The organism is Acinetobacter sp. LUNF3 (assembly GCF_022699605.1).
Classification (GTDB): Bacteria; Pseudomonadota; Gammaproteobacteria; order Pseudomonadales; family Moraxellaceae; genus Acinetobacter; species Acinetobacter johnsonii.
The window spans coordinates 477,236-493,788 of record NZ_CP093968.1 but is presented as its reverse complement, the minus strand read 5'-3'; the positions used below and the strand labels follow the sequence as shown (position 1 = coordinate 493,788).

Sequence of the window (16,553 nt, the reverse complement as noted above, 5' to 3'; positions counted from 1 at the left end):
AAAAACCCAATCATGAGCAATCAAAATTTCATTTTGACTTTATTAATGATAATAATTACTATTTGCAAATGAAAGGCATTATTGAGAGGGTATTTATCATGGCGAACATTCAGAAATTTGTAGCGAACAATCAGCGCATATTCAAAAAAACCCTAAGCTATTACATCATGCACATTACCGTGGCCATGATTGTGGCTTACTTTGTCACAGGTAACTTATGGATGGCGGTCACACTCAGCTTATTAGAACCAACCGTGCAAGCCTTCGCATTCTTTTTCCATGAACGTATTTGGGAGAAAAAGAACCGTACTACCGAAGAAAATATTCCTGCTTAAGCCCTTATATCAAGCGCCCTCTCAACTCTCCAAAAGATCACATCAAGTGATCTTTTTTTATTTTATTCCAGATCCAATAAGCTCCCGTTCATTTTAAAGATCGCAATTCATATAAAATTATTTTATAATTTAATTATACTTTCATAACTAGATTATCCTTATGAATCTTGCAGCCTTCGAAGCTTTTGTAAAAGTCATGGAAACCGGCTCTATTTCTTTAGCCGCAGATCAGCTCTTCATTACGCAACCTGCTGTAACCAAACGTATTCATAGTTTAGAAGAATATTTTGGTGTGAAACTGTTTGAGTCTGCGGGTCGTGGTGTACAAGCCACGCATGCCGCACATTCACTGCTGCCTAAAGTTAAAAACTGGCTCAATGAACTGGGTGACATTCACCATACCTTGAGTCATGAACAAGGCATGGTCCAAGGCAAACTCAAAATTGGCACCAGTCACCATATTGGTTTACATCACTTGCCGAGCCATTTGCGTAGCTATGTGCAAAGCTTTCCAAATGTCACCTTAGATGTACACTTTGTCGACTCCGAGCAAGCGCATGAAAAAGTACTGGCTGGCGACTTAGAATTGGCTTTTTTGACGCTTCCCCCCAAACTCGATGAGCGTTTGCAGTACGTCACCATTTGGGAAGATCCTTTAGTTTTTGTAGCAGCGCCGTTTCATCCGCTAGCACAAATGCAAAACCTACAACTCGAAGACCTGATTCAATACCCAAGTTTATTGCCTGCATCACAAACCTATACCAGCCAAATCACCTTGGCAGAGTTTGAAAAACAAGGGCTGAAACCTAAAATCACCATGAGTAATAATCCACTCGAATCGATTCGTATGTTGGCATCGATTGGACTGGGTTGGTCAGTGCTTCCAAAAACGATGATTAACCAAGACCTACAGCAGTTGAATGTGAAGTTCGAAATGAACCGTCAACTCGGTATGGTTTGGCATCCGGGCAGAACCCAATCTCGTGCGGTGCAAGAGCTGATTGCAATGATGAATTAAGCTTTACAGGCATTAAAAAACCATCCACAAGGATGGTTTTTTATTTTGCTCGAGCGAATTAAGAAGCACTTATAGCCAATGCAACCAGCCCAAGCCAAATCACCAGCAAGATCGAACCTGCTACGATATTTGTACCACCACGCTTTTCTAACTCGGTATGGACGCTTCCAGTTCCCAACTGGCGAATCTTAGTAATCTGCTGATCGACATGATGTCGATATAAGGTATTCCCAAACATTCCAAATGCTACGGCCAAGCCAATATTTGCACCAGAACTTTCAATCCCCAAAAGTATTTCAACAATCCCTATAGCCACAATCAAACCAATGGCCATAAAGCCATAACTGTACATTTTTCGATAAAATAACCAGACCACACCTAAGAAAAAGGCGGCAATATTAAAGCCTGCATATTGTTTCTTTGGCGTGATTTTTTCAAATTGAGCTTGATAGTAAGACGCATATTTCGCACCGACAAACAGGGCACGATCTTGTTCTAATTGATTAACTGAAGGGACGTGTTCTAAAGACGTAGAGTCAGGAAAAGCTGGATGATCGAAAGACATAAATTTCTACTTTTATCTTATTTTTATACAGAGAGGCAAAGCTTCGACGCTCAGCCTCTTTGAGTTCTACTTATTTTTGGATGAGTGAATCTTCATGCAGGGATTCATTCAGCTGATCTACAATAATGGCCCACTCACCGTCCGATTTAATTTTTTCTGCCAAAAACTGACGTTGCGCTTCAGTCCAATACTCTGCGTCAACAATCTTGGTTTGTGCGTTGAGCTGATGCGTTACAATAAACAACGCGATGGCCTCTTCACTCGCATCTAAACCGAGTTGCTCAAACAGGTGGGTCATTCTTGGTCGTACACTCATATTTTTCTCCACGCTTATGTTCTAATTTTTCATAGTCAAAATAGTTTTAGCCAAGGTTCAACATAGCATATTTGGTTAATTTTCCAAGATCAGCCCACCTATAGCCCGATATTTTATTATCGCTTTACGCACTTTTCATTTTTTAAGTCGATGCCTTTCAAATAAAAAAGACTGCCCGAAAGCAGCCTTTTTAAACAACGAAAGACAGATACTTAAATCGACCAGTCTTGAATTTCCCATGCTTGCTCTTTAGCCAATGCTTCTAGGCGGTCATCTGGATTGACGGCAATGGCATGGTCAGCATATTCAAGTAAAAAGCGATCATTGATGGAATCTGAATACGCCCAAGACTCGCTAACATCACGCCCTGCAAGCCATTGATCTAAACGCGTCAATTTGCCTTTTTGATAGCACGGCGTGTTGATCACTTTGCCCGTGTATTTACCCTCAACCACTTCAGCATTGGTCGCAATAATTTCGCTAATCCCAAACTCACGGAAAATCGGTGCCGTAATAAAATCAGAGGTTGCGGTAATGCCAACCAAAGCATGTCCAGCATCGCGGTGTTTTTCAATGGCTGTAAAACCTTCAGGACGCATTTGCGGGCGAATCACTTTGTGCATGAACAGTTCATGCAGTTCAGTAAGGTAGGCGTTGTCATGTTGAGTTAAAAATTCAAACACAAATTCATTATAGGCAATCGGGTCGAGCTGCCCTGCTTTGTAGTCTTCATAAAATTTATCGTTCATGGCGCGATGGCGAACTGGGTCGACCAAGCCTTCATTCACCAAAAACTCTCCCCAAGAATGATCTGAATCGGTGTTTAACAAGGTGTGATCGAGATCAAATAGCGCCAATTTCATGAAAATACTCGTAAAAACTGAAATTTAAGAAAAAATTTGTAAATCTATCTCCGCTAGTCGATAGAAATTCGTTAAGATCATAGCAATTTTAACATTTTTAAACTTTGCTTTTTTCGAGTTGGATACAGAAATAAAAATCCCCGATCGCAAAGTCATAAATTACACAATATTTAGGTAGCCAAATGATCGATTCGGAAGGTTTCCGACCCAATGTCGGGATCATTTTGGCAAACGAGTTTGGACAAGTTTTATGGGCAAAACGCATTGGACACAATGCTTGGCAATTTCCACAAGGAGGTATCCAATATGGAGAAACCCCTGAACAGGCACTTTATCGTGAGCTGAGAGAAGAAGTTGGCTTACTGCCCGAACACGTCCAAATTATAGCGCAAACTAAAGGTTGGCTGCGTTATCGTTTGCCGCACCGATACATTCGTACAGATTCCGATCCCGTATGTATTGGACAAAAACAAAAGTGGTTTTTACTCAAACTCACTGCTCCCGCTCAGAACATTCGTTTGAATTTGTCTGATCCGCCTGAGTTTGACCAATGGCAGTGGGTCAGTTATTGGTACCCGCTGGGGCAAGTTGTGAATTTTAAACGCGATGTATACCGCAAAGCGATGGTGGAGCTGTGCAATCAGCTCCCTCAAAAAAAGCCTTAAAAAATCTAGACGTCCTACAGATTTTTTAAGGATCTCTTGTTATAAATAAGTTGGACGCACATTATTTTTGGAGTAGACGCGATGTCGAATATGCAACTGGATACCCTTCGACGCATTGTACAAGAAATCAATGCGTCCACCAGTTTGCATGAATCACTCGACATTATGGTCAACCATGTGGCGGAAGCCATGCATGTTGACGTTTGCTCCATCTATTTACTCGACGAACGCAATCAACGTTATTTGTTGATGGCATCGAAAGGTTTGAACCCTGATTCGGTCGGCCATGTTTCACTGCATACCAGTGAAGGCTTGGTCGGTCTGGTGGGTCAGCGTGAAGAAATCGTCAACCTTGACAATGCACCGAAACATGAACGTTTTATGTACTTACCTGAAACAGGTGAGGAAATTTATAACTCGTTCCTCGGTGTACCCGTCATGTACCGCCGTAAAGTCATGGGCGTGCTCGTGGTGCAAAACAAAGAATCGCAAGACTTTAGTGAAGCTGCGGAATCTTTCCTCGTCACGCTCTGTGCTCAGCTTTCAGGGGTTATTGCGCATGCCCATGCGGTGGGCAATATCGATGTATTTCGTAAACCCAGCAATTTACCAGCCTACAAAACCTTCCAAGGTGTCCCGGGTTCAGGTGGGATCGCCTTAGGGCGTGCCGTCATTCTCTATCCCCCTGCGGATTTGGCCGCTGTCCCTGACCGTGAAGCCGATGACATCAGTGAGGAATTAGAACTGCTTGATCGTGCTCTCACCTCAGTGCGTGATGAAATCAAATCGCTTGATGACAAAATGCAAGATGCCCTCATGGCGGAAGAGCGCGCCTTGTTTAGCGTGTTCTTACGCATGTTGGATGAAAATGCGCTGCCAGCGGAAATTAAAGAACAAATTCGTGATGGAAACTGGGCACAAGGTGCGGTGCGTATCGTCATCGATAATCACATCGATCTGTTTGAACAGATGGAAGATGACTATCTCCGTGAACGTGCCGCGGACTTAAAAGATCTCGGGCGACGGATTTTGGCCTATTTGCAAGAAGCCGACTCCAGCCACCGTGAACTTACCGATGAAAGTATTCTGATTGGAGAAGAAATCTCAACCGCAGCCTTGGTTGAACTGCCAGTCGATAAAATTGCAGCCATCGTAACTACAGAAGGCGCCATGAACTCGCATATGGTGATTGTGGCGCGCGCACTCGGTATTCCAACCGTGGTCGGCGTGACTGAACTACCGATTAATACCCTCGATGATGTGGAAATGATCGTCGATGCGCACCAAGGGCGCGTGTTTATTAATCCACCTCGCCGTTTACGTAGTCGCTATAAAGAAATTCAAAAAGAAGAAGAACTGATTGCCAAAGATTTAAAACAGTATGAAACCAAAGATGCCATCACCCCTGATGGTGTCGCAGTCAAACTGTTCGTCAATACTGGCTTAATGATTGATGTCGTCCGTGGAGTACAACGCGGTGCCAAAGGCGTTGGTCTATATCGCTCTGAAATTCCGTTCATGTTACGTGATCGCTTCCCGGGTGAAGAAGAACAACGTGCGATCTATCGTCAACAGTTGAGCCACTTTGCCAACAAACCTGTGGTGATGCGTACCCTCGATATCGGTGCCGATAAAGACTTGCCTTATTTTTCAATTGAGGAAGAAAACTCAGCTCTCGGCTGGCGCGGTATTCGCTTTACCCTCGACCACCCTGAAATTTTTTCTTCGCAAATTCGTGCCATGCTCAAAGCCAGTATTGGTCTCAACAATCTACACATTCTACTGCCGATGGTAACCAGTGTCAGTGAAGTGGAAGAAGCGCTGTACTTACTAGAGCGAGACTGGGTCGCGGTGCAAGAAGAAGAACAGGTCAAAATCACCAAACCAAAAATCGGGATCATGGTCGAAGTACCTAGTGTCTTATTACAAATTAAAGAGTTTGCAGAGTTGGTTGACTTTTTCTCGGTGGGTTCAAACGACCTAACACAATACTTACTGGCCGTTGACCGTAATAATCCACGGGTTGCCAATGTCTATTCACATTTCCACCCTGCGGTTTTACGTGCACTCACCCGCTTAGTCAAAGAGTGTCATAAGTACAACAAACCAATCAGTATTTGTGGGGAAATGGCGGGCGATCCTTTGTCTGCGATCTTACTGATGGCGATGGGCTTCAATACCCTATCAATGAGCTCAAGTAACATTCTGCGTGTACGCAAAGCCATTTGTCATGTCCCAATGCCAGATGCGGTCGAATTGTTAGAGCGTGCCTTGAAAATGAGTAATCCACTCATTGTGAAAAGTCAGATGGAATATTATTTTAAAACACATGGTTTGGCCGATATGGTCAAATCCGCAACACGTATTGTGACGGCTTAAAGGTCTTTAAACCCAAAGAACGGACATTAAAAAAGGGAGATAATCATCTGAATATCTCCCTTTTTTGTGCTTGTCATAGCCTCGTTTTGCATTTTTCTTTCGGTCTACAAAGACTTGGCTTTGGTTGACTTCATGCATGTGTTTAGCCACGAAGTTGTGAATCACAACTTTGGGCTCAGCTTTCTTCTTTGCCATTTTTTTCACCTTGTTGATGTGATCATCTCACTGATGATGCGCTAGAAATTTTACGCCTTTTTGAACGTATTACAAGCCATTTTGGCTGAACCTATATTCCCAGCTCATGCACTATTTTCAATTCAATTACAGGTTAAGGCAATGCTATATTTTGCACTGCCTTTGATCCATATACTTAAAATGTCGCTTAGACATAAAACTGTTCTAACAATAAAATCATCGCAATCAACATCATCAATACCCCTGACACTCGACTGACCACTCTAGCTGCCTGCGGACGCGTGCCCAAAACTTTTTGCGCACTAAATCCAACCAAGAAATAAACGACCGCACAACTCATGAGGTGAATCCCCGCCAATAAAACAATTTGAGAGGTGGGCGACAAAGCCGCTTGCGGGTCGATAAAGGGCGGCAATAAAGCCAAAAATAACAGCAGGACTTTCGGGTTTAATCCACTCAAGTAAACGCCTCGAATGTACCATGACTTTGACGATGCGATGGTAACCTGATCACTGCTAATACTCGCAGGACGCATCGACAGGCTCAGCCCCATCCACAGCAAATAAACAGCCCCAACACCCGTGAGTACTTGAAGCAATACGGGCTGACTGGTCACCAATGTGCCCACACCCGCTGCAACAATCAGTGCCGCCATCAAATGCCCTGTTAATAACCCAGTTACCGCAGGCAAGACTCTTTTACCCTGTATCCCCGACGAAATGGCATAGGCCCAATCTATACCTGGGGTCATCACAAACAGGATCGAAACACCCCAAAATGCAATTAAAATATTCAGTGACATCCCTTTCCTCTCTTATCCATCACCGTTTTGAGGTTTAATCCAATTAACAAATGATCTGCATCAAATAATTTTGAAAGGATATCCTTTAGGCTCTAAAATGTGCTTTCAAATATTTGTGCAATAACGCCTAAAAAGGGGAGATTCTTCCACATGGATAAAATTGATAAGAAGATTCTTGCTGAACTACAAGCCGATGGTCGTTTATCTGTTACGGAGTTGGCGCATAAGGTAGGGCTTAGCCTCTCTCCCTGTCACCGCAGAGTCAAAGCCTTAGAAGATGCAGGTATTATCAAAGGCTATCGCGCACAGTTAGATATTTCCCAACTCGGCTTGAATTTCTCCACCATTGTTTTTGTGACGCTCAAAAATGGCGATAAAGATTCGGTGCAGCGTCTTGAAGAAGCGATTCTTAAGGTTCCTCAAATTGTGAAAGCGCAGCGACTTTTTGGTGACCCCGACTACTTGCTGCATGTCGTGACCTATGACTTGGAAAGTTATCAAAAACTCTATGATGAGCACTTGTCAGCACTGCCAAATGTGCAACGTCTCATCTCTACCATGGTGATGAAAAATATTATTTCCAATCGTAGCGTCTTGTTCTAACAAGACTATGCTCTAGGGTCAGCTAAATACCTGTAATTGATCTGTCTTTTTCTGAATGGCCTCGCGATTTCAAGAAAATCTGTCCTGCTCGGTGCTAAAAAGTCCTTGTTAATGAATGATGTTCAGCAAAATCGAGAAGCCTCGCTTCAATAAAAAGAAAGTGGCTAGAACATATTCTAAATTGAAGCGTGAATCATATTATTTCTCACCATTTTTTTGTTTGCTTCCCTTAATAAAAGCGCTAGATTAAATCTTAATCACATACAAAATAAGAGCATCGCCATGCCACTCGAAAAAGACAAAGATGCAACCATTGTGGTCAAAGATACACCTGACCAAGAAAAGTATGAGTTTCTGAAAGAAAAAATTCGTTATAAGCAAGCCTTGCGCGAAAACTCCAAAAAAATTGACCACCAAAAAGTCCGCTTGAATATCCAAGCCGATGCACTTCCAAGCAAAACCTTTTTTATTATGAATGCCTTGGCTGCTGTCATTGCAGGCTATGGACTGCTGTCTAACTCGGCTGCGGTAGTGATTGGCGCGATGTTGGTTGCCATGATGCTGGGGCCAATTTCAGGTATTGCCTTAGCTTTAATTGATAACCGATGGCTGCTGTTTAAAACCGCGTTGTCGACCTTGTTACTTGGCGTTGCCATGATTTATAGCATTGGGATCATTTTAGGGCTGGTGAACTATGACCTGCCCATGACCAATGAAATTTTATCGCGCACGCAGCCGACCATTTTAGATTTGATGATTGCTTTAGCTGGTGGTGCAGCGGGTGCCTTTGCTTCAGTATCCCCTCGCCTATCTGTGGCCGTGGTGGGTGTCGCCGTTGCGACGGCCTTAGTTCCGCCCTTGGTGGCCAGCGGGATTTTATTCGCGCATATGGAATGGAAAAACTCAGCCAATGCATTTTTACTGGCAGTGACCAACATATTCGCCATTCAGATTAGCTCATCTTTAGTCCTGTGGATTGCAGGCTTTAGACGGGGTTCCACCGAAGAAGTGCAGAGTAATGTCAAAGAGTTTCTCAAACGTAATGCTGTTAGCCTAATGTTCTTGGCATTTTTAGGGATTTATCTCTCCTTTAACTTTTATTCTATGCTCCATGCTCGCCTGTATGAGAGCGGCAATGAAAATATCATCAGTACGGCGTTAAATCACGATAATAATATTATTGATACCATCCAATACGATAAAAAAGAGGGTTTTACTTTAGTCCGTGTCTCTATCCGTGGAGATATTCCGCCTAGCCCAGTGCAAATTGCAGCACTCAATCAAAAGCTATTGCCAGACTTGAACGATAACCCAAGCATTGTTCAAGTCCGCTTTATTCCGATTGATATTATTCAGGCTGAAGACAGCCCCAACGTCAAACTCGAACAAGATGAAGCGCAGAAGCTTTCAGTACAATAATGAGCTTTAAGCTGCAAATGCTCTATGCAGCAGTCGTTCTACGTCGGGTTGTTTCATCTCAAGCATCCCGACAACACGACCATGAAATGGACTATAACGGCTTTGAATAAAGCCATCAGCCACATAGTTTGGTGCATGCCGTTTTAGCAGGACTGCTTGTGCCAAAATCACTAAACGACTAACCAAGCTGCGCCCCATAAATTGTAGTTCTTCAGATGTCTGTTGGAACAACTGAAATAGATTTTGCAGCTCTTGTTTCAACTGTTCATCTTGCATAGCCGTGGTGGCCAAATCTTGAAACAGGATTTCAATCGACTCTACATCACGGCTGATAGCACGCAGCACATCCAAACACATGACATTGCCTGAGCCTTCCCAAATGGTATTGACTGGCGCTTCTTTAAAAATACGCGCCATGATGCCGTTGTCGACATAGCCATTGCCGCCAAAAACTTCCATCGTCTCCCCTGTCAGCTCAACCGCACGTTTACATATCCAGAACTTCGATGCTGGGGTCATAATACGTTTCCACGCCACAGACAGCGCATCATCAGTTTCATAGCAGTGTGCCAAGTGGAAACTGAGTTGCATTGCCGCTTCCGTTTCTAAGGCTAAATCTGCCAGTACGGCGCGCATCAGTGGTTGTTCAACCAGAAGCTTACCAAAGGCTTTACGCTGACGGGTATAAGCAATACATTGCACCAAGGCTTGTCTAAGCATGGCAGTACTGCCCACCGAACAGGTCAGACGGGTATAGTTCGCCATTTCTATAATGGTGGGAATACCACGTCCAGCTTCCCCAATCATGATGCCCCACGCCTCTTTAAATTCGACTTCGGAGCTGGAGTTACTTCGATTGCCCACTTTGTCTTTCAACCGCTGGATATGGATCAGGTTCTTCGTTCCATTCTCCAACCAACGCGGCACAAAGAAACACGCCAAACCATCTTGTTCTGTCTTTGCCACCACCAAATGCGCATCACACATCGGTGCAGAGAAAAACCATTTATGCCCTGTGAGTAAATAGGCTTGACCGCGCCCCGACTCGGCGACTGGTACAGCGATGGTTTCATTGGCACGGACATCTGAACCACCTCGCTTTTCGGTCATGCCCATGCCTAGCCAAATCGATTTTTTCTGGCTGATCGGCACATCACGTTCATCGTATTCGGTTGAAAGTAACTTATCGCCTATTTTGGCCCACAGTTCAGGTTCGCGTTGAATCAGTGGAATACTGCCCAAAGTCATCGAGTTTGGGCACAAGTTTCCACACTCCACCTGCCCTGCCAAATAAAAACGCGCTGCCCACTCGACCCATTTTGAGGATGAATTGGGATGATTAAACGGATGTGCATGGGTATCAAACTGGCGGTTGAGGCCCATCCATTTATGCCATGAAGGATGAAATTCGATAAAGTCCTTACGGCGTCCGCGGGCATCAAAGGCATGTAAAATAGGCGTATGCCTATTGGCGAGATAGGCATAGTCATAATATTCCGCTGAACCAATGACTTTGCCCATCTCTGTGAGTCTTGCCTGATCCTGACTGCCATAACGGGCCAATATTTCTTGTAAAACGGTATCGGTTTCAAACAAGTTGTAATTTTCCAGTTCATCGAACTGATTACTGATTTGATGGGTCATCCATGCGGTATTCATGTCACTTTGCTCTTGTTATGCTGTACTTTTCATTTCAGTATAGAGAAAAATTGAGTCTGCCATGTTCAGCTTTGTGCTATGAAGAATCCCGAGATCCAAGTCCGCCGTAGGCCACGCCAATCCAGAGCTAAACTCACCCAAGAGGCTTTGCAAGAAAGTTTTGTTCGGCTTTTGCATGAGCGCCATGCGCACGAAATTACCATTCGGGAAATTACCGATGTGGCGGGAGTCGGTTTAGGTACCTTTTATGAGTACTTTTCAAAGAAGGAAGATTTGGTTGCATTGACCATTCATCAGCATGTGAAAACTAATGCGGAGCAGCTAAAAAGTTATGCACAAAGCCTGATGGAGTTATCCACAAAATTAACTTTTGAGTGCTATTTACAGCAGATTATTCACTTTCAGCTTGAGCAGATTCAGGCCCGACAGTTTCTTTGGGCGCAGACTTTTTTGCTGGAACGACAGGTTTCAAACATTGAAAGTTATCGCAAGAGTTATGAAATGATGGTACAAATGTGGCAGAGCATTCTTGAGCCTTATGTTGGGGATGAAGTACAACTCAAGCAAATGAGTTTAAATGTGCAGCGGGTATGTTATGGCTTTGTGTCGCAGACTTTGTAGGTAGAGCCTGAATTTGGGGAGTGGGATGCGCTTGAAAAGGATATTGTTCAAAGTTTAGGAAAACTTAAGTTTGAATAAAAATAGACATTCTATTCATTTTCTCGCTTACATTTAATTTTTAAATAATTGATATACATAATAGTATTTAAATTAGGCTCGTGTAAGCCCTATTATCTAAAATGGAATCAATATTTCAGGGTATTCCTTGGAATTTTGTATCATTTAATTCTTATGGTTTAATAACAGGCGGTGTTTCAAAAAATAGATGCAGAGATGAAAAATCAAGCTGCTACTATTATTAAAGTCGGAAGTAAAAGACTGTTAACTTCTGGTGAAATAGCTATGTCTCGCCTGATTTTTAAAGATGCAATTGATTACTCTAAGGTCTGGATACATTTAGGTGGCTTAATACATACAAAAACAGGTAATGCCATGACGCCTGCTGGGGAAATCTATTTACCGAAAGATGATTACTTAAAAACACCTGACTATAGCAAAGCTACAGGTGAAAACCGTCATTGGTTTATTCATGAAATGGTACATGTTTGGCAATATCAAATGGGGACATCAACTGGTTGGCTTGGGATAAAACAATTATGTAAAGGAGGATATACTTCGGAGGTCAATTCTGTTGACTCGGACAATGAGTTAGAAGCCTATGACACGGACTTAGGAGGTCGAGATTTAAATAAAAAATTTCAAGATTTTAACTTTGAACAACAAGGTAGAATTATTGAGTTTTGGTTTGATGCTTGTTATTTACAAAAAGTTAATCCCAAACGGGATCATCATCAAAAAAGTTTACAATTATTAGGCTATGTTGAGAAAATATTAAGAGATTTTTTACTTAACCCCTCAAATAAAAATTTATTACCGAAATCGTGATTATGAAAAAAATAATATATAGTTTTGTAGCAATGGTGCTTATAGGTTGTAATCAGCAGAGTCGAGATCTTAATACAAAAATTATTAATGATAATTTATGTCTTTTCACGAATGAATCTAAAGATTATGGAAAAGATAATTTTCTAGTTCATTTTGCAAAAATTGACTTTTCTAAAGAATATAGAAGTGAATATGAAAAATCTTACTCAAAAACAGACTTACCTATTAGTGAAAAAAATTGTATAGCTATCCCATTAGATAAGTTAGAAAAAAATTTAGCTTATACAATTACTTTAAGCACTATTAATAAGTCATTTAACTCTCAAATTTGTATTTTAGAAAATAACAGCGGTATTAGTATTAAACAGGTAGAGGCTGGAAAAAGCACATGTGAATAACTCCTATCGCATTAATCCACTTTAAAATTAACATAATTCACTCCATACAAAAATAATACAAAATTTAATAATATCAATATATTGAAATAAAAAACCGTCCTTAAGGACGGTTTTTTATTTCAATTAAACTACTTCACATCAAAACGGTCTGCATTCATTACTTTCACCCAAGCTGCAACAAAGTCTTTTACAAACTTCTCTTTGTTGTCATCTTGCGCATAAACTTCTGCATATGAACGTAAAATCGAGTTCGAACCAAAGACTAAGTCTACACGTGTCGCCGTCCATTTGGTTGCCCCTGTCGCACGCTCCACGATTTCATAACGGTTTTTACCCACGGGTTTCCAGTTATATTTCATATCCGTTAAGTTCACAAAAAAATCATTGCTGAGTACACCCACACGAGCCGTCAACACGCCTTCTGATGTACCTGCATAGTTAGTGCCGAGTACACGCATACCACCGACTAAAACCGTCATTTCAGGTGCAGTCAAACCGAGTAATTGTGCACGGTCTAACAACATTTCTTCAGGCTGTACGCTGTAATCTTCTTTGACCCAGTTACGGAAACCATCATGCTTAGGGAGTAAATCTTCAAAAGAATACACATCGGTTTGCTCTTGAGTCGCATCACCTCGCCCTGCAAGGAACGGAACTTTGATATTCACACCCGCAGCGTGTGCCGCTTTTTCAACCGCTGCCGTACCACCCAATACAATCAAGTCTGCAATGCTGACTTTTTTCGCCAGATTCGCCTGAATTTCTTCAAGCTTCGCCAAAACTTTGGCTAAACGCTCAGGCTCATTGCCCACCCAGTCTTTTTGTGGTGTAAGACGGATACGTGCACCATTGGCACCACCACGGTAGTCGGAACCACGGAAAGTCCGCGCACTGTCCCAAGCAGTATTAATCAATTCAACCGAAGTTAAACCACTATTCAGCAACTTCGCTTTTAATTCTTCAATTTCAGCTTCAGACAAAACATAATCGACCGATGGAATTGGGTCTTGCCAAATCAGATTCTCATTCGGCACATCTGCACCTAAGTAACGAGATTTTGGCCCCATGTCACGGTGAGTCAGCTTGTACCACGCACGAGCAAACACTTCAGAGAAGTAAGCTGGATCTGCATAAAAACGCTCTGAAATTTTGCGGTATTCAGGGTCCATTTTCAGCGCCATATCGGCATCGGTCATCATTGGGTTGCGGCGTACATTCGGGTTATGTGCATCAACAGGTTTGTCTTCCTCTTTGATGTTAATCGGTTCCCATTGTTTCGCACCCGCTGGACTGGTGGTTTTTTCCCATTCATAAGTGAACAGTAGATAGAAAAATTCGTTATCCCATTTGGTCGGGTGTGTGGTCCAAGCCCCTTCTAAACCACTGACCATGGTGTTCGCGCCATTGCCTGTACCTTCAGAGTTATGCCAACCGAGACCTTGAAACTCCACATCAGCGCTTTCGACATCTGCCCCTAAGTTTTGAGCTTTACCATTCCCGTGCGCTTTCCCTACGGTGTGACCACCCGCAGTGAGTGCGACGGTTTCTTCATCATTCATTCCCATACGGTCAAAAGTGACACGCATGTCTTGTGCAGTACGTAATGGATCTTGGACGCCATCAACCCCTTCTGGATTGACGTAGATTAAGCCCATTTGTACCGCAGCTAATGGATTTTCAAGCGATTTACGGTCTTGGTCATTGGCATAACGGTTTGCCGTTGGTGCCAGCCATTGACGCTCTTCACCCCAGTAAATGTCTTTTTCTGGTGCCCAAATATCTAGACGGCCACCACCAAAGCCAAAGGTTTTCAGGCCTGCTTCTTCATAAGCCACGGTTCCTGCAAGAATGATTAAATCGCCCCATGAAATTTTGTTGCCATATTTACGTTTGATTGGCCAAAGTAGGCGACGGCCTTTATCGGTGTTGACGTTATCAGGCCAACTGTTGAGTGGTGCAAAACGTTGGTTCCCTGTGTTAGCGCCGCCACGCCCATCTTGTTTACGGTAAGAACCCGCCAAGTGCCATGCGGTACGTACAAACATCCCAATGTAACTACCATAGTCAGATGGCCACCATTCTTGGCTGCTGTTGATGAGTTCACGGAGATCTTGTTTCACCGCTTCTAAATCCAATGATTTGAATGCAGCTGCATAGTCAAAATCAGGATCCATCGGGTTGGTTTTTTTATCGTGTTGCGACAGGATGTCGAGATTGAGCGCATTCGGCCACCAATCAGAATTATTGGTGCTGGCTAAACTCGTTTGTCCACCATCTTTCTGGTGAAATGGACAGCCTGATGCTTGCATATTCTGTGTCATGTCGAGCTCCAAATTTGATCATCAAATTATGATTATCATGAACCGTTTAAAGTAATTATTACTGTACTAACATAGCCTCTTTTGATGACAATCGAAAGCGAGTTTTACGAATAAAAATAATCGGATTCTTCCATGTAAATATTTAAGAAAAAAAAAGAATTTTAATTTTTCAACAAGATAAGACCCGAGGAAAACACATCAAAAAGAAAGCATTTTTATACGAGTTTGATGGACATTTTCAATTGAGTTTATAGATCAAAACTCAGACAAACCTTACCAGCAATGTGCGCGGCTCAGATTGAGCAAAAATTAAATAAAAAAGAGGCATACTTTCGCTTTTTAGATTTTATTTGAAAGATATTTTGTGATGTTGTTATGGTCTCGGTGATGACTGTTTTTGCCCCAGCCATCACCTAATCTTTATATAAAGCATTTATTACACAGTTAAACGTCGACCTTCTCTTAAACAGACAAACGGATTCATCAGCTTTGAGCTATTTTTCATCGCCACTTTTAAGTCAATTTCGGGTTGTTCACGACTTTCATCGGTCAGCTGAAAGGTACGATAGTGAACGGCCATCGAGCATTTGGCATGCAGGTCTTTGTGTGCTTGAAAAGCATCTTGCGGATTCATATGCATATAGCGCATGAGCTCACGCGGTTCATAGGCCCCGATAGGCAGTAACGCAATTCGCGGTGCGCCAAAACGCTGATGCAGCTCTTTAAAGTGCGGTGAATAACCCGTATCCCCAGCAAAATAAGCATAGTCAGCGCCACAGTGAACACTAAACCCGCCCCATAACGCACGATTTTGATCGCGCAGACCACGGCCAGAACCATGCTGTGCTGGGGTATAGACCAGTTTTAAATCATGCAGACGCGCCGACTGCCACCAATCCATTTCCAGCACTTGTAAGTGCTTGGGTAAATACCATCTATTACCTAAGCCTGTATAAATGGGCATGGTGAAACGCTCATACAACCAATTCAGACTGGCAATATCCATATGGTCATAGTGGTTGTGGCTCAAGAGTACCGCATGGATGGTCGGTAAATCTTCCAAGGCAATGCCAGCTGGCATAACACGGCGAGGTCCTCGCCCTTGCTTCGGACTGACATATTCAGCCCACACAGGATCGGTCAATAAGTTATAGGGGCCAATTTGGAGTAATACTGTGGCATGACCCACAAACCACACCTGCCAATCCTTTAAATCGGCATGGGGCCGATCTTGCGGCAGGCTTTTTTTATCGGCATGAAAGTGTGCATACTCTTGCGCCAAATCCACATTCCATGTCGAAGATTTACGCTTAATCAACCATTTCAGCAAGTCGCCTCGGCTACGTCCCTCAGGTTGACGAACCGAATTGACAAAGCGAGTCCCGTTATAATGGTCGGAGTGTAGAAACTGAAATTCGGGCTGTCGCCATGTATGGGACATGGTATTTTCAGTCGGAATTTGATAATGGAGTTCAGTTGATTTTGGCTTCATTTAACGTCGTTATCTTT

Annotated in this window: 17 protein-coding genes; 9 read left to right on the top strand and 8 right to left on the bottom strand. The window is 42.8% G+C overall.

Annotated elements, in window-relative coordinates; translation table 11 throughout:
- Positions 1 to 98 precede the first annotated feature (98 nt).
- Together MN200_RS02350 and MN200_RS02345 are read left to right on the top strand one after the other, a co-directional pair.
- Positions 99 to 335: a DUF2061 domain-containing protein gene (locus MN200_RS02350; RefSeq protein WP_004692541.1), complete on the top strand. Its 237-nt coding sequence runs from the start codon at positions 99 to 101 to the stop codon at positions 333 to 335.
- 160 nt (positions 336 to 495) lie between these two features.
- The gene (locus MN200_RS02345; RefSeq protein WP_004692542.1) at positions 496 to 1,353 is read left to right on the top strand and encodes a LysR family transcriptional regulator; all 858 of its coding nucleotides are present in this window, start codon (positions 496 to 498) and stop codon (positions 1,351 to 1,353) included.
- 58 nt (positions 1,354 to 1,411) lie between these two features.
- Here the strand turns inward: MN200_RS02345 and MN200_RS02340 are convergent, their stop codons facing one another.
- The 3 genes from MN200_RS02340 to MN200_RS02330 form a co-directional block, all read right to left on the bottom strand.
- The gene (locus MN200_RS02340) at positions 1,412 to 1,918 is read right to left on the bottom strand and encodes a DUF2628 domain-containing protein (protein WP_242760015.1); all 507 of its coding nucleotides are present in this window, start codon (positions 1,916 to 1,918) and stop codon (positions 1,412 to 1,414) included.
- Between the two features lie 70 nt (positions 1,919 to 1,988).
- Positions 1,989 to 2,234: a DUF2789 family protein gene (locus tag MN200_RS02335; protein WP_058868869.1), complete on the bottom strand. Its 246-nt coding sequence runs from the start codon at positions 2,232 to 2,234 to the stop codon at positions 1,989 to 1,991.
- Between the two features lie 212 nt (positions 2,235 to 2,446).
- Positions 2,447 to 3,097, bottom strand: coding sequence for an HAD family hydrolase (locus MN200_RS02330; RefSeq protein WP_058868868.1), 651 nt, complete (start codon positions 3,095 to 3,097; stop codon positions 2,447 to 2,449).
- Between the two features lie 182 nt (positions 3,098 to 3,279).
- Here MN200_RS02330 and MN200_RS02325 point away from each other — a divergent pair, with 182 nt between their 5' ends.
- Together MN200_RS02325 and ptsP are read left to right on the top strand one after the other, a co-directional pair.
- A complete protein-coding gene (locus MN200_RS02325) occupies positions 3,280 to 3,762 on the top strand; it encodes an RNA pyrophosphohydrolase (protein ID WP_058868867.1) in 483 nt (160 codons plus the stop codon).
- 81 nt (positions 3,763 to 3,843) lie between these two features.
- Complete coding sequence (gene ptsP / locus MN200_RS02320) at positions 3,844 to 6,141, top strand: phosphoenolpyruvate--protein phosphotransferase (RefSeq protein ID WP_058868866.1); 2,298 nt, start codon at positions 3,844 to 3,846, stop codon at positions 6,139 to 6,141.
- Positions 6,142 to 6,147: 6 nt separating this feature from the next.
- On the opposite strand, the gene MN200_RS02315 is transcribed toward ptsP, so the two are convergent.
- Both MN200_RS02315 and MN200_RS02310 read right to left on the bottom strand, forming a co-directional pair.
- Positions 6,148 to 6,336, bottom strand: coding sequence for a hypothetical protein (locus tag MN200_RS02315; RefSeq protein WP_004978921.1), 189 nt, complete (start codon positions 6,334 to 6,336; stop codon positions 6,148 to 6,150).
- A 187-nt stretch (positions 6,337 to 6,523) separates the two neighbouring features.
- Positions 6,524 to 7,138 (bottom strand): LysE family translocator, encoded by a 615-nt coding sequence (locus tag MN200_RS02310; protein ID WP_058868865.1) that lies wholly within the window; start codon positions 7,136 to 7,138, stop codon positions 6,524 to 6,526.
- A gap of 150 nt (positions 7,139 to 7,288) precedes the next feature.
- On the opposite strand from MN200_RS02310, the gene MN200_RS02305 reads away from it, so the two are divergent.
- Positions 7,289 to 7,741, top strand: a complete 453-nt coding sequence (locus tag MN200_RS02305; protein WP_058868864.1) for an Lrp/AsnC family transcriptional regulator — start codon at positions 7,289 to 7,291, stop codon at positions 7,739 to 7,741.
- Positions 7,742 to 8,023: 282 nt separating this feature from the next.
- Positions 8,024 to 9,160 carry a DUF389 domain-containing protein gene (locus tag MN200_RS02300; protein WP_058868863.1) on the top strand — a complete coding sequence of 379 codons (1,137 nt, stop codon included), beginning with the start codon at positions 8,024 to 8,026 and terminating at the stop codon, positions 9,158 to 9,160.
- Between the two features lie 6 nt (positions 9,161 to 9,166).
- Here MN200_RS02300 and MN200_RS02295 read toward each other — a convergent pair whose 3' ends face one another.
- Positions 9,167 to 10,819 carry an acyl-CoA dehydrogenase family protein gene (locus MN200_RS02295; RefSeq protein WP_058868862.1) on the bottom strand — a complete coding sequence of 551 codons (1,653 nt, stop codon included), beginning with the start codon at positions 10,817 to 10,819 and terminating at the stop codon, positions 9,167 to 9,169.
- Positions 10,820 to 10,897: 78 nt separating this feature from the next.
- Here MN200_RS02295 and MN200_RS02290 point away from each other — a divergent pair, with 78 nt between their 5' ends.
- From MN200_RS02290 to MN200_RS02280, 3 genes are all read left to right on the top strand, one after another.
- Entirely contained in the window at positions 10,898 to 11,440 is a 543-nt protein-coding gene (locus tag MN200_RS02290) for a TetR/AcrR family transcriptional regulator (protein WP_308954528.1), read from the top strand.
- A 273-nt stretch (positions 11,441 to 11,713) separates the two neighbouring features.
- Entirely contained in the window at positions 11,714 to 12,325 is a 612-nt protein-coding gene (locus MN200_RS02285; protein ID WP_114392483.1) for a zinc protease, read from the top strand.
- The gene (locus tag MN200_RS02280; protein WP_326942888.1) at positions 12,322 to 12,723 is read left to right on the top strand and encodes an NF045616 family extracytoplasmic (lipo)protein; all 402 of its coding nucleotides are present in this window, start codon (positions 12,322 to 12,324) and stop codon (positions 12,721 to 12,723) included. Before MN200_RS02285 ends, MN200_RS02280 begins: the two co-directional genes overlap by 4 nt.
- Before the next feature lie 128 nt (positions 12,724 to 12,851).
- Here MN200_RS02280 and katG read toward each other — a convergent pair whose 3' ends face one another.
- Both katG and MN200_RS02270 read right to left on the bottom strand, forming a co-directional pair.
- Positions 12,852 to 15,044: a catalase/peroxidase HPI gene (gene katG / locus MN200_RS02275; protein WP_058868860.1), complete on the bottom strand. Its 2,193-nt coding sequence runs from the start codon at positions 15,042 to 15,044 to the stop codon at positions 12,852 to 12,854.
- Between the two features lie 436 nt (positions 15,045 to 15,480).
- Positions 15,481 to 16,536: an MBL fold metallo-hydrolase gene (locus tag MN200_RS02270; RefSeq protein WP_058868859.1), complete on the bottom strand. Its 1,056-nt coding sequence runs from the start codon at positions 16,534 to 16,536 to the stop codon at positions 15,481 to 15,483.
- Positions 16,537 to 16,553: the final 17 nt, after the last annotated feature.

Excerpts from the sequence above, each read along its gene's own strand:
- MN200_RS02295 (WP_058868862.1), bottom strand. The coding sequence starts at position 10,819 with ATGAATACCGCATGGATGACCCATCAAATCAGTAATCAGTTCGATGAA.
- MN200_RS02340 (WP_242760015.1), bottom strand. The coding sequence starts at position 1,918 with ATGTCTTTCGATCATCCAGCTTTTCCTGACTCTACGTCTTTAGAACAC.
- ptsP (WP_058868866.1), top strand. The coding sequence starts at position 3,844 with ATGTCGAATATGCAACTGGATACCCTTCGACGCATTGTACAAGAAATC.
- MN200_RS02315 (WP_004978921.1), bottom strand. The coding sequence starts at position 6,336 with ATGGCAAAGAAGAAAGCTGAGCCCAAAGTTGTGATTCACAACTTCGTG.
- MN200_RS02290 (WP_308954528.1), top strand. The coding sequence starts at position 10,898 with ATGAAGAATCCCGAGATCCAAGTCCGCCGTAGGCCACGCCAATCCAGA.
- MN200_RS02335 (WP_058868869.1), bottom strand. The coding sequence starts at position 2,234 with ATGAGTGTACGACCAAGAATGACCCACCTGTTTGAGCAACTCGGTTTA.
- MN200_RS02285 (WP_114392483.1), top strand. The coding sequence starts at position 11,714 with ATGAAAAATCAAGCTGCTACTATTATTAAAGTCGGAAGTAAAAGACTG.
- MN200_RS02310 (WP_058868865.1), bottom strand. The coding sequence starts at position 7,138 with ATGTCACTGAATATTTTAATTGCATTTTGGGGTGTTTCGATCCTGTTT.
- MN200_RS02270 (WP_058868859.1), bottom strand. The coding sequence starts at position 16,536 with ATGAAGCCAAAATCAACTGAACTCCATTATCAAATTCCGACTGAAAAT.
- MN200_RS02305 (WP_058868864.1), top strand. The coding sequence starts at position 7,289 with ATGGATAAAATTGATAAGAAGATTCTTGCTGAACTACAAGCCGATGGT.
- MN200_RS02330 (WP_058868868.1), bottom strand. The coding sequence starts at position 3,097 with ATGAAATTGGCGCTATTTGATCTCGATCACACCTTGTTAAACACCGAT.
- MN200_RS02345 (WP_004692542.1), top strand. The coding sequence starts at position 496 with ATGAATCTTGCAGCCTTCGAAGCTTTTGTAAAAGTCATGGAAACCGGC.
- MN200_RS02350 (WP_004692541.1), top strand. The coding sequence starts at position 99 with ATGGCGAACATTCAGAAATTTGTAGCGAACAATCAGCGCATATTCAAA.
- katG (WP_058868860.1), bottom strand. The coding sequence starts at position 15,044 with ATGACACAGAATATGCAAGCATCAGGCTGTCCATTTCACCAGAAAGAT.
- MN200_RS02300 (WP_058868863.1), top strand. The coding sequence starts at position 8,024 with ATGCCACTCGAAAAAGACAAAGATGCAACCATTGTGGTCAAAGATACA.
- MN200_RS02325 (WP_058868867.1), top strand. The coding sequence starts at position 3,280 with ATGATCGATTCGGAAGGTTTCCGACCCAATGTCGGGATCATTTTGGCA.